Origin of the sequence: Flavobacterium sp. ZT3R18 (assembly GCF_007097385.1) — a bacterium.
Taxonomy (GTDB): Bacteria; Bacteroidota; Bacteroidia; order Flavobacteriales; family Flavobacteriaceae; genus Flavobacterium.
In genome coordinates, this window is the sequence record NZ_VJZS01000002.1 from 259,671 (window position 1) to 276,716 (window position 17,046).

The window sequence follows — 17,046 nt, forward strand, 5'->3', positions numbered from 1 at the left end:
TAAACTAGCTCAATTAAAAAACAATAACAAAAAACAGAATTGAATTTAAGAATGATACAATCAATATTTTAATTATAACCCGAAACTAAAATCAAATATGGCAACAAATCAATTGAATTCATTTGTTTTAAAACTAACTTTTTTATTTATACTATTTTCGATAAGTATGCATCAAGCATTTGCACAAGCACAACAAGACATAGTTGGATTTTATCAATTGCGTGGCGGTTCCCATTATTTAAAGGCAGATAGTACTTTTGTAATTATTGGATATGCAACTTTAATAACGGGTAAATGGCTTATAAAAGAGGGAGGCGAAGTTATATTTACCCCAGATCACCCCGACAAATCATTTTATATTTATGGGAGACATGACAAAAACCTGAAAAATGAATCAAAATTTATGCTTTCAAATGGTCTAGGTGAAGAAGAAACTTTTATAAAAATGGGAACTTTAGATGGCAAAACACCTCAATTAAAGCGAATTTTTCAAAAGGGCAATCATTGTTTTAAATACCCCGAAGTATATAGTACAAAACAAAAAACAGATACAATTTCTGTATCTTCAATTCCTTATGGCTATCAGGAGGAAAAACTCACACCAACTATATATACTTTTTACAACACTAATCATTACAATGACTTTGTTATAATTCATTATAAACAAGATTATAAATATGAACCTTTCTCATATCTTTTTAAAGATAATATCTTGTATTATGGTGATCATGGTGGGAAAAAAGAAGATTTGAAAGAACATTTAAAAGAGTCTAATTTTTCGGCTATTTCACAAACGATTTTTAACCCCGAAGAAATACTACTTACACCTCTATATAAGAATTATGTAATTGAAGATAAAGAATTATTTAATGAGCAATATTCTTTTATAGAAAGCAAAAATTCTTTTATAGATAAATTTAATTACACTGAAAATGAAGAAAAAAGCCCTGATTATGAGTATAATAATACCAGTATTTTAAATCAATACAAAAGGATTGATTCATTGATTAAATTTGATAAAAAATTCAACATTGAAGAGGATGCAATTTTTATATACAATTGTAATAAATAATTTTTTTTGTCTTCCTATAATTTGGGAACAAATATAGCCTTGCTTTGCGAAGTCGGGAGACTTCGCGGCAAAAACCAAATCAGGTATAAAATAAAAGCGTTTAAAGTTGTAAAAACATTGTAGAACAGGCACGAAGTCGGGAGATTTCGCACAGCATGAAAAAAATCATTTACCATAAACTTGAAAATGACGATGGATATTAAAACGCAGGTTTTGCGTCAGGCGAGCAAAGTTTAGAGGAATTCTTTATTCAAGAAAATTAAAATTCAAACTATGAAATATATATTTACAAGAATAACAATACTTATTTTAGGTGTAGTTATAATTTATTATATCAGCGTTTACTCACTGGAAAAAGCAAGAGCAGAAGGCAGAGGATTCTGTAATGAAGGTGATGTTTGTTTTTTCAGATTGATATTGTTATTGGCAATTGCCAGTATAGGTGTTTTTTCTTATGAATTATACAAGTTCAACAAGCAAAGTAAAATAAAAGAACGAAATAGAAGTTTTGTATTTATTTTTTCAATTTTGTTACTCGTGATAGTTTTCGGAGGATATTTTATGCAGTATGTGGGAGGATAAAAAAACTCCCCGCTTTGCTAAGTTTCCCGACCTCGTAGTGAAACTATAGGTAAAACAGACATAAAAGTAAAAGGTTTAAAAGTAATAAAAAGCATAGTAGAACTGGTGCCAATTCGGGAGACTTCGCACAGCGTGTACTTCTAATACTATTTTATCTTCTAGAAGATTTCGGAGAGTGGGGAGTTATTTATGGTTTTTGGTGATGTCTATTTATAAAATTTCGCTGAACAACTATATCGTAATTACTGATGATATTGTTGGAGACAGAAATGAATTAAATGAAAATTGCTTCAAAGGATGCACATTAAACTATAAACTTATTCCTGAATTGAAAAGATTCACACTGGAAAGTATAATTTGGAAAATAAAAGAAAAATAAAACAACGGTTTAGCACAACAGTATCATGAAATTAAATTTACAATTAAGTCTCGGGCTTGTTTTTTCATTTATTTGGTCTGTTTCCAATGCGCAATATATTGCTCCATTTGCAATTATTAAAGACAAAGATGGATTTGTAAATGTGAGAGACAATGGTACCCCAAAAGGAAAAGTAATTGATAAACTGGTCAGTAATCAGGTTTTTGAAGATGAAAATCAATTTGGAGTTACTGATGCAAAAGAGTGGATTTATGTATCGTATGGAGATCGAAAACATAAAAAGGGATTGACAAACAAAATGATAGATGAAGCGACAGGATATATTCATCAAAGTAGGATCCTGTATTTGGATAAATTAGCTCAATTAAAAAAAACAGTAGTAAAAAATAGGATTGAATTTAAAAATGATACAATCAATATTTTAATTAAAACAGGGAAATTTATACCAAAAGAAAATAAGATTAGTAAAGACAAAGGTGGTTTTATTTCAAAAATAAATAATGAAGAACCATTTGGAATTGATGGAATCCTTCCCGAAGATTTAGAAGAAATAAAATCAATAATAATAGCGTACAAAGATAAAGAATACCAGTTTCCTGTAAACTCATTAGTAGGTCTGTTTAGTCCTTCGTCAAACAACATGCTTGTTGCGCTTAGTGATTACAACACAATGTTTCTAGTAATGTCAAATGGAGATGCGGCAGGTGCTTATAATGTAGTTTGGACAATTAAGAACAATATTGTTGTGAGTCAATTTGTCAACAGGGACTTTTAGACAAACAATACAACAACAGCCAACAGATCAGTTGGTTACTATACTGATAAACTATCAATTATGAAAAAAGTATTATGCATATTAATTACGTTTTCTATGCTTTCTTGCAAAGAAAAATCAAATAAGCCAAAAGCAAAGAATCAAAGGGAATCAGTTTTAATGAAAAATGATACTTCTGAAAGTAACATAGCTCAGTCCGCAGACACAATAAGAAATGATAACAAAATAATTAATATTGGTTCTTTCGACAACCTTCCAAAATTAAAGTTTGATACAATTTCTGAAAATGAATATTTAAAATACTCAACTATAGAAGTTTGGAAGAAGACAAAGGTCAAAAAAATCGGCAATTACTTTTATTTGAAAACACAGAAACAAAATCATAAATTAAAGATATATAAAGATTATGGCGGAGTGGAAAGTTGGAATGGGAGTGAGTTCTTAGGATTTTGTTCAAATTTAGATTGTTATGCAATAACCAACAATTCTACTTCTGAGTATTCAGGATTTGGAGAATTAATGTTATTAAACAATCAAACCGATTTCAAGTATAATATTAATTCATTTGGCGATGGAAGTGTTGAATTACCTATACCTTCAAAAAACACGGAATTCTTAATTTATTATTATAACTCTCCCTATGAAAACAAAAATTGTGATATTGGAATTTTGAAAGTTAGTACAAAATCGGATCCACAACATTTTTTAAGAGAATTTGCAAGTTATCATTCTAATGATTTTGCGATTGAAGAAATCAAATGGGTTGGAGACTATATAATATATCTGAAAGGGTCTGAAGAAATACATGAAGAAGGGAAATTGATAAAGATGTATAAATACTTCAAAACAAAGTTAGAATAAGAACAGCAGCAAACAGCTAGGGTTTCGCATCAGGTGGGACGATGATAAGTTTCCGCATTTATATTCGTGTCACCACAAAAACTAAATCGATAAAATGAAAAAAACATTACTCCTTTTACCAGCCTTATTTATAATGAGTTGCGGAAGTAAAACAGAATCAAATTCAGATAAAATTTCTCAAATTAAAACAGACACATCAAACAATCTCCAAGAGAAAAAAGAAGTTGCTAAAACTAATTTTGAAAAATACTCAAAAGAGGGAATATTATTGATTGGAAGCATAAAATTTTTTGATGAAAATTTTAAAGAAATCGGAAAACTTGAAATTGACGAAATTTCAAAAGTTCAAATTTCAGAAAAAAGTATTACGCTTTTTAATATCGATAAAAGTAAAGATTATTGTTTAAAGTCTAATTTCTTAAAGATTGGTTATAAGCAAAAGGAATATATACTTTTTGGCCAAGATGTGTACGAAATAAATAAAGCAGAAAAAATAGATTTTCAAAATGAAAAAAATAAAGCGTTTTCAATCTTTCCAATTACTAATTTTGAGATGGGTGCCTCCGATGATAATGGCTTAACAGGTTGTGATGATTTTAGCTATTTAATCCTATTAGACAAAAAGAATGAAAAATATTCAACTATAACAGCCCCTAAAAATCAGGAAAACAATTCAACAATAAAGTTTGCAAATCTTGTACACGATGACGGTTCGTTCGAGAAAATCTATAATGTGAAAGTAATCAATGATTCTCTCATATTGGGAATAAAAGTAAGCTATCAGGAAGGTTATGGTTCGTATAATTTAAAATCAAGCTTCAAAGACAACTTAGAAAATTCAATTATAGCAAATCAAAATAGATTTGACGAAGAAACAAAATACAAGGAATTAAAATAATTTTTGCCAATCGCACCAGAACATTAAATAAAAAAAAATCATGAATAAATATCTGTTTTTTATAGGAGTAATTATGATATTATCAGGGAATTATAGTTGTAATGGCCCAAAAAACAATAAAGTAGCAAGTTCAACGAAAGAAATTTCAGAAGGCGAAAAGAAAGAACCTGAAAAAGTTACTGCTATAAGAGAAAGACACAAAAATATAACCTCATTTTTGCCTAAAGGCTACATCATATTTGATAAAATTTATGGAGATCTGAATAAAGACGGTATAGAAGATTGCATTCTAGTTATTAAAGGCACAGATAGAAACAACATCATTAATGACGAATATCGTGGTGAGTTAGACCGTAATCGAAGAGGTATTATTGTTTTGTTTAGAATAAATGGAAATTATGAATTGGCAATCAAAAATTATGATTGTTTTTCGTCTGAAAATGAGGATGGTGGTGCTTATTATGCTCCAGAACTAGATATTGAAGTCAGCAAGGGGAATTTATACGTACGTTATTCTCACGGTAGATATGGCTATTGGTGTTATACATTTAGATTTAAAAATGCAGATTTTGAACTTATAGGTTATGATGACAGCAGTACTACCGGCCCAATAGTTAATAGTGAAACAAGCATTAATTATTTGACCAAAAAGAAGATATTTAAAGAAAACACTAACGAAAATATAGAAGAAGGAGGCGATGAAGTTTTTAAGGAAACCGTGGCAAGAATTAACGCAAGTAAACTAACCAAATTATCTGAAATTAAAGATTTTGACGAGCTTGATGTTTCAGAAGAATAATATGTTATGAAATAACTACCGCCTATAGCCACAGTTTGGCAAGATTGGGGATTCAGGCATCATTTAAAGATGGTTTTAAGCTTGAAAAGTTAGTGCTTAACCGAGGCTTATTGTTTATTCCAACCTTAAATTCGAAACTATGAAATTGCCATGACAAAAGCTGTCGCAAAGACCAATGAAGATCTGGTGATACCATATTCCAACAAAAACAATATTATCTACATATGAAATCGCCATGACAGAAGCTGTCGCAAACACCAATGAAGATCTGGCGATACCATATTCCTTTAAAAACAAATATTATCTACATATGAAAAAAACTTTTTTAATAATTTTCAGCTGTTTGTCATTTGCTGTTTTTTCACAAACAAAAAATAAAAAAGAACATTCAATTGATGTGCAGGAATCAAAGTGTCTTAAAAAAGAAAATATTTCAAATGCCGAAATGTGTAATTGTTCAATTAAAGCGTGCGAAGCTTGGGATAAAGAATTGAATAAATATTACAATCTTTTAAAAGCCAAACTTGCTAAAGAGAAATTTGAAATACTCAGAGAGTCTCAAAAACAATGGATTACTTATCGGGACAAAGAATTTTCATTTATTTCAAAGTTTTATTATGAAGTAAAGGAAGGAACAATGTGGTATTCTATTGCCGAAAATCAAAAAACTGAAATAGTAAAATCCAGAGCACTACAATTGATACAATACTACGAAATTCTCGATTATTAAACCTGTATATAGATGTTTGATAAGATTGGGCTTATGGCGTCTTCTAAACTAGAAAAACACATTTGATCGGGGAGTCCCTGCATTTTCTTTGGTCTTTAAAATAAGAAAATCCTTTCCTTGTGATTATTTATCTATATTTGCTGAACAAAATTGTAAATATTTTCTTCTGACTGATATTTTGAAAAATCGGGAATAAAGCCTTTTTTTGTACAAAAAAAAAAAATTGAATGTTGAAATTGAAAACAGAAAAAAATTACAATTAATGCCAAAAGTAAAATCAACAACTTTAATGCTCACTGTTTATTATACAGAAAGGACAAAAGACCAATTATAATTTATTTTGTTGCAGAGCAACAATGACAAGGATGGAATCGAAGGATATTTAAAATAAGTGTCAATGCCCGCTCGTAATAACAGTACGGATTTGTTAAATCCTAATATCAGAGGGATAATCTGCATAATGAATATGAAAACTTAAAACGAATAAATATTTAAAGGGATGTCAGGTATTAATTAGAATATTATTATGAAAATAAAATCAATGCAAAATGGAAACTAAATTTTTACTGCCCTTTTTAATATTTGCATTGGTAAAAAATACCAATGCCAAAATATTGATGTCCAAATTTTGTCAGCTATAGAAAAAGTTTATATAAACACTTAATATCATTTTTATCCTCTAACCATCATGAACAAATCATTATTAAAAATAATAATTATAATTCTTTCCATATCTGTATTTTCTTGCAATAAAAAAGACATTCCAAAAAAAGACATTCCCAAAAAATCTACATTATTTCTCACAACAAATAACGGAAACCTTTATAGCATAGATTTATTAACAGGAAAGTGCAATTGGCAAAACATAAAAAATATAGAAGATACAAGAAGTGATTCATACTTTAAAATTAATAACAACACAATAATAAAATCGTATGAAAATGGACAAATAATTATATTTAATAAACAGACAGGTGATATCATAAAACAATATCAAGAGAATGAGCCTATGAATGAGAATTCATCACTTTTTATGTTTGCTCAATACCCCCTTGTATATGAGAATGCTTTTATCTTTTGTAATTTAAATGGAAAAGTAAAGTCCGTTAATTTAAATACAATGCAACCAAACTGGGTATATGATGGTATAAAAACCAATGTATTTGTTTCACCTGCTATTATTAAAGATAGAATAATTGTCAACGCCGGCTACAATCTCTGTGCCATAAATGCAAAAAATGGAGAATGGATTACAAGGTTAGAGTTTGTGCAGCCACTACCACAGGAGCCAGTTGTAAGTGATGGTGAAATTTTTGTTGTGGATGAAAAAGGGAATGCATTTTGTTTTGATGAAGAATTAAACATTAAGTGGCAATTCGAAGTAAACAAATATATAAGCGACACGGAATATGATGAGTATGCTAAAGTTAATAAGACAATAGATGCTAATATTCAAATACTAGCGAACCTTACAGCGGGAAAAAAATTGATTGTTTCGGGAGATGCGAAACATATTATTGGTATTGATAAAAAAAATGGAGAAATGAAATGGTTAACAACTATACCAACTCTTGATTTGAATTCACCAGATGATGTGGCTGAGGTAAAAAAGAATATAAAAAACATTGAGGATTTCGATAGTATAATGAATGAAAATGTTCACGTGTTAAAATCATTGCAAATACTAGATGAGGAAGTTGTCGCAAACTCCTCTTCATGCATAGTGGTATATAATTCAAATGATGGAACTATAAAGAGGAAAAAGTTTTTTTTTACCAACGAAATCATTGGAGGAATAAAAGTTACCAATGATTTTTATTATTATTTGCGTAAGGATGGAGTTTTATATAAACTCGACAAAACACTAAAAAATGAAACTGTTGTTTATAAAGGAATTAACTATAAGCCCGAGGATGAATATACAAACCCATATATGCAGATTGAATAAATGACTTATCTACTTTGGTATTAGTTTACAGGCTTGTGCCATAAAAAACAAAGGTGAATATGGAGAATTTGACTGATACAATTTACACGTAATGGGAAACAAATACTGTGCTAGAGCATTTACTAGAAAGCAATCAGAATTGATTAACAATAAACACATTAAATGAAACAATTATTAAGCTTTATGTTTATCCTGATAATTACTTTTTCAGGATTTTCACAAAAAGCAAAAACCCAAAAATACAAAAGAACAATAAAAAAAGTCGAACAAGAAACTATTAAGGGAACTACAGATGACGAAGATGTATATATTGTTCAACCAGTGAATCAAGTTGAGATTGATACCATATATATACCGGCAGGAAAACCCTGCTTAATTATAATTGATGCTAGCCAATCTGCTTCAGATGAAAGTTATTGTTTTAATGAAGAGAAAGAAATAATCCAAAACTTTGGAAAAGATGCCATGCGAATAGTAAAATTAAATAGATTAAGTTATATCATTTTTGGAAATAAGCAAACATTAGATGTGAGTGGTTCTGGAAATTCCTATCAGGGATTTGTTTATTGGAGTGGAAATCTAAAACACAAAGTGCAATCTAAGGAGACAGCTTATTATGCTACTGAATTTGTAGCGAAACAAATGGGTGTAGATAAAGAATCATCTTACGTTGTAAATACTCCTAAATATAAAAAGGAAATTGCTTCTTTGATTAAGGCAGATAACATTACTGAAAAGTCAAAAGAAATAATGTATGCCTTTCTAAATGATTTAATAGTGCCTATGCCATACAGTGAAGATAAAGATTCATCTCTATCCAAACAATGTATTAAAAATTTGAAAAGTGTTGAAAATTTGAAAAGTATTGAAGTTTATTTCATAGAAAAAAGTGGAAAAAAAATATTTTTAAAAAATACTGTTTTCAACAAAAACCAACAACCCATTTTAAGTAAAAATTACGATAGTGAAGGGATTGAACGGGAAGGTACTAATTATATTTATAAAAACGGAATTCTTATAAAAACTATAAATGGAGATTTATGTAGAGATGTTAATTATGATGATAATAAAATGATTTTTTTCAGAAATCTAGAAAATGCTACTGAAGTAATAATATTTTGGCTTGAAAACAATTCACTTCTTAAAAAGCAATATCTTTTAAGAACAGAAGATACTTATCCCTTTTTAAATCTTTTCGGAGAAGAAAAAATTGAAAACAATTGTATTACCAAATATCTTAACAATAGTATTTGGTCTACAGAATGCAGTAGTAATAAAGACATCTTTCCTTTTGTAACCAAAAACACCTCTTTTCAAAATGGTGAAGTGATGGATTACAGAAAAACTAAATTGGTAAAAAAAGGAGATAAGTTATTTGAAAAATATTACTCTACTACAGAACAAGAAAATGTAAAAGACGATTTTAAATTGTTTAGTGTTTTTCATTTGAATGATCAGAATTTATTAAGTTCCTATGAATTAATAGAAAACAAAGAAAATTCTAATGTTAAGATCGAATATACTTATTTTCCTAAAATTTAATGATTTTCGATTATATGTCTTGAATTTGCCTGTTGACATTCATAACTAACCGCATCATTTTATATTATTTTCAATGTTTTTGGCAAATGTTCTATAATCCCAGTAATATTTTCTTTTACCTCGTTCCAAAACGTCAGAATAAGCTTTATGAAATGTCATATAAAACTATATTTAAAATGAAAAAGTATTTTTACGTTTTTGGATTTTTGCTAATCATTTTCGGTTGTTTAGGTGGAATTGTTTTAGATTCTCTAATTTTCCTTATGGCACTAATTGGAATCATTTTAGTTCTCATGTCAAGCCAAAAACTGTGGATAAAACTGCTGACTGCAATTCTTATCCCTCCAATAATTATAATTATTTTTTTTCTCCAATTCATAAAAAATCTATGTTAATGTTTTTTCCAATCTTATCAATTCCTCTTTTCGTGCTTGTATGGTATGGAATTGACAATTTAATAAAGAGAATTTTTAAATCGAAATACGACAAAAAGTATTCAGTCATAACTTTTGCTTTAGCCGTGCCAATTTTGTTTTTGCTTTTTGTTTTGATTTTATTGGCTCTTGCATTTGCTTCAGGAGCAGAATTTCCTTAATATTTAAAACAATGAAAAACTATTTATGATTTATCACATGATTACAGACTTTTGAAATGTTATAATAATATGACATTCAAAAAAAAGACAATCCAAACAATTTTTAGATACCATAAATTAGACCTTAAGTATATGACACAACAGAACAAAATACAATGGCGTAACGGGTTTCTTTGGTTGCTAGTATTAGCACCCTTATTTTTTATTTTGTATGGTTGGGCAAATGGCTATGCTGCTTTATTGCCCAAAGAAAGTGTTGGTGAAATTGTATATAATTGGGAAAAATACATCCCCTTTTTGCCATCAACAATACTGCCTTATTGGAGCATCGATTTGCTGTATGGACTGTCTTTGTTTTTGCCAATGACAAAGTTTGCTCAACGACAGCATGCTTTGCGACTGTTGGTGGCTACTCCTGTTGCAGTATTGTTTTTTTGCTCATTTCCGTTAACTTTTTCTACTCCAAAACCTGAATGTTTTGGGATTTGGAAATCGTTATTTGATGCTTTAATGGGATTTGACAAGCCGTTTAATCAATCGCCCTCATTACATATTATTTTGTTGGTTATTTTATGGAGAATCTATTTGCCTCATTTTAATAAAACTGGAAAAGTACTATGGAATGTTTGGTGTTTTCTAATTGGCATTTCGGTTTTGACTACCTTTCAGCATCATTTTATTGACATACCCGCAGGATTTTTGACAGGTTTAATAATTTGTTATTTGTTTCCTTTGTCAAAAGTTCATTGCTGGAAATGGGGAAAAATAAAATCAAAGCGATTGGCTTTGATATATTCAACTGCTGGGGTTTTGTTTTTTATTTTGGCATTTCTGTTTCCTATTGCTATTGCACTTATTTTTATTTGGATTGGTGTTTCTCTTCTTGTTATAGGACTTGGATATTTTGGTTTGGGAGCTGTTATTTTTCAAAAAAAAGAAAACGGTTCTTTTACTTTTGCAGCCAATATTTTGTTTTTTCCATACCGTTGGATGTCTCGATTGGTTAGAAATGTGTTTTTCAAGTCCTATCAATCTCCTCAAAAAATAACTAACAAATTGTATTTAGGAGCTTTTTGGATGACAAAAGTACATAATTATCATGCCGTTTTTGATGTATGTTCAGAGTATAAAAAATTGAGTCACAATACTCAAAATTACATAAGTTACCCACTTATTGATTTGGCAACACCTACAATTGATGAACTGCATTTAGGAGTAAAAAAATTGGATGAATTAATGCAAAATAATAAGACTGTTTTTATTCATTGTGCATTAGGAATGTCGCGTAGCGCAACACTGGTTTTTGCTTGGTTGTTATATACCCATAAGGTAAAGTCAGTAGAAGAGGGTTTTGCTTTTTTTGAGGATAATAATTATCAATTTAATTTGTCGGGTAATCATAAAGAATTACTGGAAATCTATTGTAAAAACAGGAACTAATGTCAGAACAAGATTGTAAAGAATGTCAAGTAGCGGCTGTTGCTTTAAAAGGAGTTAGTCTTCTCGGGGTTGTATTATTCATTACAATTCCCACTACTTTTATGATGCTTCAAAATCACACTTTGAGTACATTTGAAAAAGGATTTTTCATGTTTTTTTTATTGACTGGTTTGCTTTTTGGGTTTAGATCTTGGCATTTGTATTTTGACAGTCGATTGTTGAAAAGTCTTGGGAACAAAAAACTGTCGCTTTCTGATGTCGATCAAATTGTTATACGTTTATTCCGTAAAAACATACAGGGTAAAACAATACAAGTCCGAATTAAATCCTGCTATAAACTGGTAAAAGGGTTTCTTGTTTTATTGGTTTTGCATTTATTATGCTATAGTGGAGTGATTGTATTGTTTTTATTTTAGAATATATAATGAATTAAGGGGAACTAAAACTCATAAACCCCACTTGGCGTAATACAATAATCCAGCATCACATCACCCTCAAAAACATCCGAAATTAATTCTTCGGGTTCAAAGAAAGAAAGACCAATTTTGATGGTTTCGGGTTTGCATTCGGATAAGAATTTGTCATAAAAACCTTTGCCATAACCCACCCGATGCCCTTTTTTGTCGAAAGCCAAAAGCGGTACAAAAACAACATCAATTTTTGTTGCAGGTACTTCCAGACCATCAACAGGTTCAGGAATATTGTATTCATTTTTTTGTATTCGAGTATTATCCGTCAAAAGAAAATGGGTCATATCCCTAGTTTTGAAATCGCTTTTTGAAACCACAATTTCTTTATCTTTTCCAGATAAAACGTGTAATATAAATTCGGTATCGACTTCTTTGTGTTCTGTAATGGGCAAGAAGATATGGAAATAGGTTTTCTCCCAAATAGGTAGCTTTAGGATTTTATTGGCAATAGCCAAACTCTTTTCTTCGATTTCTATCTCGGTGAGTTGGGAACGCAATGCTTTATATTTCGTTCGTACTATTTTTTTCAACATAAAGTGATTCTTTTAGATCGGTTATAAAAGTACTCAAATGATCTACTTCTACATGATCCATGATCACAATTTTATACCATGAATTATCACCATGGTGTTTTTGGGGAACCAAATCAAATTTTTTGACCAATGATTCTTCTATAAATTGCGCTTGAATGGTTACAATATTCATAAACGGTTCTCTAAAATAAGCGACTTCCAAAGCATCCAATTGATCACACAACCACTGAGTTCTCATTTGTAAAACACGTACTTTTTCGCACCAACCAAAAGGACCGTAGGTAAACAAAATCATCCAAACCGCAACGGCATTAGATCCGGAACGACTACCACAAAGGGTTAAATCCATTCCTTCTACGTATTCGGCTTCTTTGGTCAACACGTTTTCGATTAATCCTTTTCGGCATAGAAAAACACCGGTGCCATAAGGAGCTTGCAGCATTTTGTGGGCATCGATAGTGATCGAACTAATTTTTGAATTTTCGAAATTGAGATCACTGTCTTTGTTGCTAAAAGGATATATAAAGCCACCATAAGCAGCATCAATATGTATTTTATAGAGTAGTTTGTGTTTTTCTAAGACCTGAATATAATCATTCGGATTGTCTATGGCTCCAAACATGGTGGTTCCCATATTGCATACGACAATAAAATATTTTTTTCCGTTTTCTTTAGCCTGAAGGACTATGTTTTCTAATGAGAAAATATCAATCTCTCGTGTTTTAAAATCTACTGGAATTTTCAACCAATCCAGCATTAATAAATTGGATGCTTTTGGGATGGAGTAATGTGTATCTTCTGATGCTAATATGGCAATTTCATGTGGTTTTGCGTTGAGCTTATAACAAAAGTAATTGCGATACATCCAAATGGCTTGAATGTTGGCTTCGGTTCCGCCGGGAGCGATATAACCATCAAAAGAATTGGGTTCTGCTTTAAAAACATCCACGGCAAGCACATTTAACACTTCACGTTCCATTTCCTGCGTGCCTTTAAAAGCTTTCTCGGAGGTACCCAGCGTGTGGCAACCAATATGATTGGGATTGGCCACATAGGTTTGTAAAGTAGGGGCGTCTACCAAGAATGAGGCTTCACCATTATACACTTTTCCGTCCAGTTTTGAGGCAGGATATCCTAAAGAAGTATCCAAAGTAAAATTTACATTTTCGGTTAACGCTTTTTGAATGCGTTCTTGTCTCTCTTTTTGGGATAACTTTTTCCAATACAACATATTATCTATTTTTTCTCAAAAATACAGGTAAAGATTTTTAAAAAATATGATAATTGTTAGGTTTTGGTTTTTTGATTATTAGGATCTATTCTTCGCCTTCTTCTGTAGTATTCGAGAGGTGGTAAATAGCATCTCCTTGATAGACAATAGGAGAGTGGTTGGCATTGATGACATAACCATCGTTTGGGGCTTTAATTTTTCGTTCAAATTTCCCAAAAGGATCTGTAATCATACCCAATACGGTTCCTTTTTTTACAAATTGTCCCACGAAATTATTATCGATTAACAAACCCGAACATTTGGCCCTCAGCCAACCTGATTTTTCAATATAGATTGTTGGCTTTTTTTGTTTTTCAATAATTTGTTTGGGATCTAACATGTCTAAATAGTCTAAAAATCGTTTGACTCCATTGATGCCTTCCTGAGCTACTTTTTCATTGATATCTAATGATTTTCCCCCTTCAAACAGCAGCATTTTTACATTCAATTTTTCACAAGAGTTTCTAAAAGAACCGGATATGTTTTTTGAGAATAGTGTAAATGGAGCGTTAAAAGCATCTGCCAGTTGTTGTGTTTCGGGGTTATTTGGCGAAAGCCTAATTTGAGGAACGTTAAACCGGCTTGCTCCTCCTGCATGAAAATCGATGGCGTAATTTACAATTGGAATAATATCGGTCATGATGTGGTAGGCAAAACGGCTGGCCAACGAGCCTTTTTTGCTTCCGGGAAATACGCGATTCAAATCCCTGCCATCCGGAAAATCCCTGGACCGATTGATAAATCCGTATATGTTAATAATGGGAATACAAATGATAGTGCCTCTTTTGGGTTTGTTTATTTTTTTGCTAATGAGTTGACGAACGATTTCTATACCGTTAAATTCATCGCCATGAATGCCTCCCGAAAAAAGTACCACCGGTCCCTCAATTTTAGACCGTTTTACAATAATAGGAATAGTCAGTTTGGTGGTGGTGTGCAATCGGGCAATTTCTAATTGAATGGTTTTGCTTTCGCCGGGCAAAATACTTTCGCCAAAAATGACCATTGGTTTTGTGTTTTTCATGTTTAGAAATAAAATCTAAATATAGAAATTATTTATTTGGTATAAAAAAATTCATTTTGGTTTGCGTCAATGTTATTCGTAAATTTGAAAAACAAAAAATCTGTGACGATTTGTGTTTTCTGTGTTTAAATCTGAAATCATTAATCTGCATTCTTAAATCCCAATGACCAACCCTAATTTAGCCCTGCAAATCCAAACCCTACCCGATAGTCCTGGTGTATATCAATATTACGACAAGGAAGGGAAAATATTATATGTGGGTAAAGCCAAGAATCTAAAAAAAAGAGTCTCTTCGTACTTCAATAAAATTCATGATACGGCCAAAACCAATGTGCTGGTTAAGAAAATTGTAACCATAAAACACATCGTTGTCCCTACAGAAACGGATGCATTATTATTAGAAAACAACCTCATAAAAACGTTGCAGCCCAGATATAATGTGTTGTTGAGGGATGACAAAAGTTATCCTTGGTTGTGTATCAAGAAAGAACCTTTTTCTCGAATTTTTGCTACCCGTAGAATGGTCAAAGACGGGTCGGAATATTTTGGTCCCTATACGAGTTTTAAGACCGTTCATACGATTCTGGATTTAATAAAAGAGCTTTATCCTTTGAGAACTTGCAATTATGATTTGAGTAAAAGCAACATCGATAGCGGGAAATTCAAAGTGTGTTTAGAATACCATATTGGCAATTGCAAAGGCCCATGTGAAGGATTTGAAACATTAGAGCATTATCAAAAACAAGTCGATGCGATTCGGGAAATTCTAAAGGGAAATTTTAAAGAAAGCATGAAAGATTTTAAGCGACTCATGACCAGTTTGGCACAAGACATGCATTTTGAAGAAGCGCAAAAAATCAAAGAAAAGATAGAAGTTCTGGAAAATTATCAATCACGTTCTACGATTGTAAATCCAAAAATTACCAATATTGATGTCTTCTCTATTGTTTCGGATGAAAGTGCGGCTTTTATCAATTTTTTGCAAATTTCGCATGGATCTATTATTCGTTCCCATACGATGGAAATCAAAAAGAAACTCGAAGAAAGCGATGAAGAATTACTGGAACTAGCAATAATAGAATTACGGGAACGTTTTCAGTTATTGTCTAAGGAAGTGATTGTGCCGTTTGAAGTAGATTTGGGACCAATGATAAAAATTACGGTGCCACAATTGGGGGACAAAAAACAAATATTAGACTTATCGATTCGAAATGCCAAGTTTTATAGAATAGAACAACTCAAACAATTACAAATTGTAGATCCAGATCGCCATACCAATAGAATAATGGCCCAAATGAAAAGCGATTTGCGATTACCGGTAGAGCCAAGACATATAGAGTGTTTTGATAATTCGAATATTCAAGGTACAAACCCTGTTGCCGCTTGTGTGGTGTTCAAAGATGGAAAACCAAGTAAGAAAGATTACAGGCATTTTAATGTCAAAACGGTGGTGGGTCCAGACGATTTTGCTTCGATGGAAGAAATAGTCTATCGCCGTTATAAAAGGCTATTGGATGAAAATGAACCTTTGCCCAATTTAATTATCATAGACGGAGGAAAAGGACAATTATCATCGGCCTTAAAAAGTATAGATGCCTTGGGGTTACGGGGAAAGATTGCCATTATAGGAATTGCCAAAAGACTCGAAGAATTGTTTTATCCTGGGGATTCTATTCCGTTGTACTTGGATAAAAAGTCGGAAACCTTAAAAGTGATTCAGCAATTACGGAACGAAGCACACCGTTTTGGGATTACGTTTCACCGAGACAAAAGGAGTAAAGCGGCGCTAAATTCTTCTATAGAAAGTATTCCTGGAATTGGAGAAAAAACGATGTTAGCGTTAATACAACATTTCAAAAGTGTTAAAAGATTGAAATTAGCTACGGAAAAAGAAATTTCTGATGTTGTAGGAGTGTCAAAAGCCAAAAAAATTACCGACTTTTACAAAGTGGTAGAATAATGATTTATGCTTGTCCGTAATCTTGCCTAACAAAAAAGGCTATGTTCTAAAATAAACAGCATTATATTTCTTATATGGTAATTTTTTTAATTCCGTAGCCAAGGGGATAGTCATATAATAATTTTAGTAAAGCAAGCCTGTTGTAATAAAATAAAACAAATCGATTTT

The 17,046-nt window shown here is 31.2% G+C and carries 16 protein-coding genes; 13 read left to right on the top strand and 3 right to left on the bottom strand.

The genetic code is table 11. The annotated features are described in order from the left end of the window. The first annotated feature begins 97 nt into the window (after window positions 1-97). From FNW52_RS03710 to FNW52_RS03770, 12 genes are all read left to right on the top strand, one after another. On the top strand, window positions 98-1,072 hold the full coding sequence (locus tag FNW52_RS03710; RefSeq protein ID WP_143376116.1) for a hypothetical protein: 975 nt from the start codon (window positions 98-100) through the stop codon (window positions 1,070-1,072). A 273-nt stretch (window positions 1,073-1,345) separates the two neighbouring features. Beyond that, complete coding sequence (locus tag FNW52_RS03715; protein WP_143376117.1) at window positions 1,346-1,654, top strand: hypothetical protein; 309 nt, start codon at window positions 1,346-1,348, stop codon at window positions 1,652-1,654. Window positions 1,655-2,058: 404 nt separating this feature from the next. Further along, entirely contained in the window at window positions 2,059-2,808 is a 750-nt protein-coding gene (locus tag FNW52_RS03720) for a hypothetical protein (protein WP_143376118.1), read from the top strand. A 60-nt stretch (window positions 2,809-2,868) separates the two neighbouring features. Beyond that, the gene (locus FNW52_RS03725; RefSeq protein WP_143376119.1) at window positions 2,869-3,669 is read left to right on the top strand and encodes a hypothetical protein; all 801 of its coding nucleotides are present in this window, start codon (window positions 2,869-2,871) and stop codon (window positions 3,667-3,669) included. Between the two features lie 94 nt (window positions 3,670-3,763). Beyond that, window positions 3,764-4,567 (top strand): hypothetical protein, encoded by an 804-nt coding sequence (locus FNW52_RS03730; protein ID WP_143376120.1) that lies wholly within the window; start codon window positions 3,764-3,766, stop codon window positions 4,565-4,567. 40 nt (window positions 4,568-4,607) lie between these two features. Beyond that, on the top strand, window positions 4,608-5,366 hold the full coding sequence (locus FNW52_RS03735) for a hypothetical protein (protein WP_143376121.1): 759 nt from the start codon (window positions 4,608-4,610) through the stop codon (window positions 5,364-5,366). Window positions 5,367-5,676: 310 nt separating this feature from the next. Then, window positions 5,677-6,096, top strand: coding sequence for a lysozyme inhibitor LprI family protein (locus tag FNW52_RS03740; RefSeq protein WP_185965914.1), 420 nt, complete (start codon window positions 5,677-5,679; stop codon window positions 6,094-6,096). A gap of 688 nt (window positions 6,097-6,784) precedes the next feature. Further along, on the top strand, window positions 6,785-8,044 hold the full coding sequence (locus FNW52_RS03745; RefSeq protein WP_143376123.1) for a PQQ-binding-like beta-propeller repeat protein: 1,260 nt from the start codon (window positions 6,785-6,787) through the stop codon (window positions 8,042-8,044). A 162-nt stretch (window positions 8,045-8,206) separates the two neighbouring features. Then, window positions 8,207-9,586 (top strand): hypothetical protein, encoded by a 1,380-nt coding sequence (locus tag FNW52_RS03750; protein WP_143376124.1) that lies wholly within the window; start codon window positions 8,207-8,209, stop codon window positions 9,584-9,586. A 394-nt stretch (window positions 9,587-9,980) separates the two neighbouring features. After that, a complete protein-coding gene (locus FNW52_RS03760) occupies window positions 9,981-10,181 on the top strand; it encodes a hypothetical protein (protein WP_143376126.1) in 201 nt (66 codons plus the stop codon). A gap of 132 nt (window positions 10,182-10,313) precedes the next feature. Next, a complete protein-coding gene (locus FNW52_RS03765; RefSeq protein WP_221933379.1) occupies window positions 10,314-11,621 on the top strand; it encodes a phosphatase PAP2 family protein in 1,308 nt (435 codons plus the stop codon). Next, window positions 11,621-12,037: a hypothetical protein gene (locus FNW52_RS03770; RefSeq protein WP_143376128.1), complete on the top strand. Its 417-nt coding sequence runs from the start codon at window positions 11,621-11,623 to the stop codon at window positions 12,035-12,037. Before FNW52_RS03765 ends, FNW52_RS03770 begins: the two co-directional genes overlap by 1 nt. Window positions 12,038-12,060: 23 nt before the next feature. Here the strand turns inward: FNW52_RS03770 and FNW52_RS03775 are convergent, their stop codons facing one another. The 3 genes from FNW52_RS03775 to FNW52_RS03785 form a co-directional block, all read right to left on the bottom strand. Beyond that, window positions 12,061-12,624, bottom strand: coding sequence for a 5-formyltetrahydrofolate cyclo-ligase (locus FNW52_RS03775; RefSeq protein ID WP_143376129.1), 564 nt, complete (start codon window positions 12,622-12,624; stop codon window positions 12,061-12,063). Next, window positions 12,593-13,855, bottom strand: a complete 1,263-nt coding sequence (locus FNW52_RS03780; protein WP_143376130.1) for a pyridoxal-dependent decarboxylase — start codon at window positions 13,853-13,855, stop codon at window positions 12,593-12,595. Before FNW52_RS03780 ends, FNW52_RS03775 begins: the two co-directional genes overlap by 32 nt. 85 nt (window positions 13,856-13,940) lie before the next feature. After that, window positions 13,941-14,918, bottom strand: coding sequence for a succinylglutamate desuccinylase/aspartoacylase family protein (locus FNW52_RS03785; protein ID WP_143376131.1), 978 nt, complete (start codon window positions 14,916-14,918; stop codon window positions 13,941-13,943). Between the two features lie 163 nt (window positions 14,919-15,081). Here FNW52_RS03785 and uvrC point away from each other — a divergent pair, with 163 nt between their 5' ends. After that, window positions 15,082-16,878 carry an excinuclease ABC subunit UvrC gene (uvrC, locus tag FNW52_RS03790; protein WP_143376132.1) on the top strand — a complete coding sequence of 599 codons (1,797 nt, stop codon included), beginning with the start codon at window positions 15,082-15,084 and terminating at the stop codon, window positions 16,876-16,878. Window positions 16,879-17,046 lie beyond the last annotated feature (168 nt).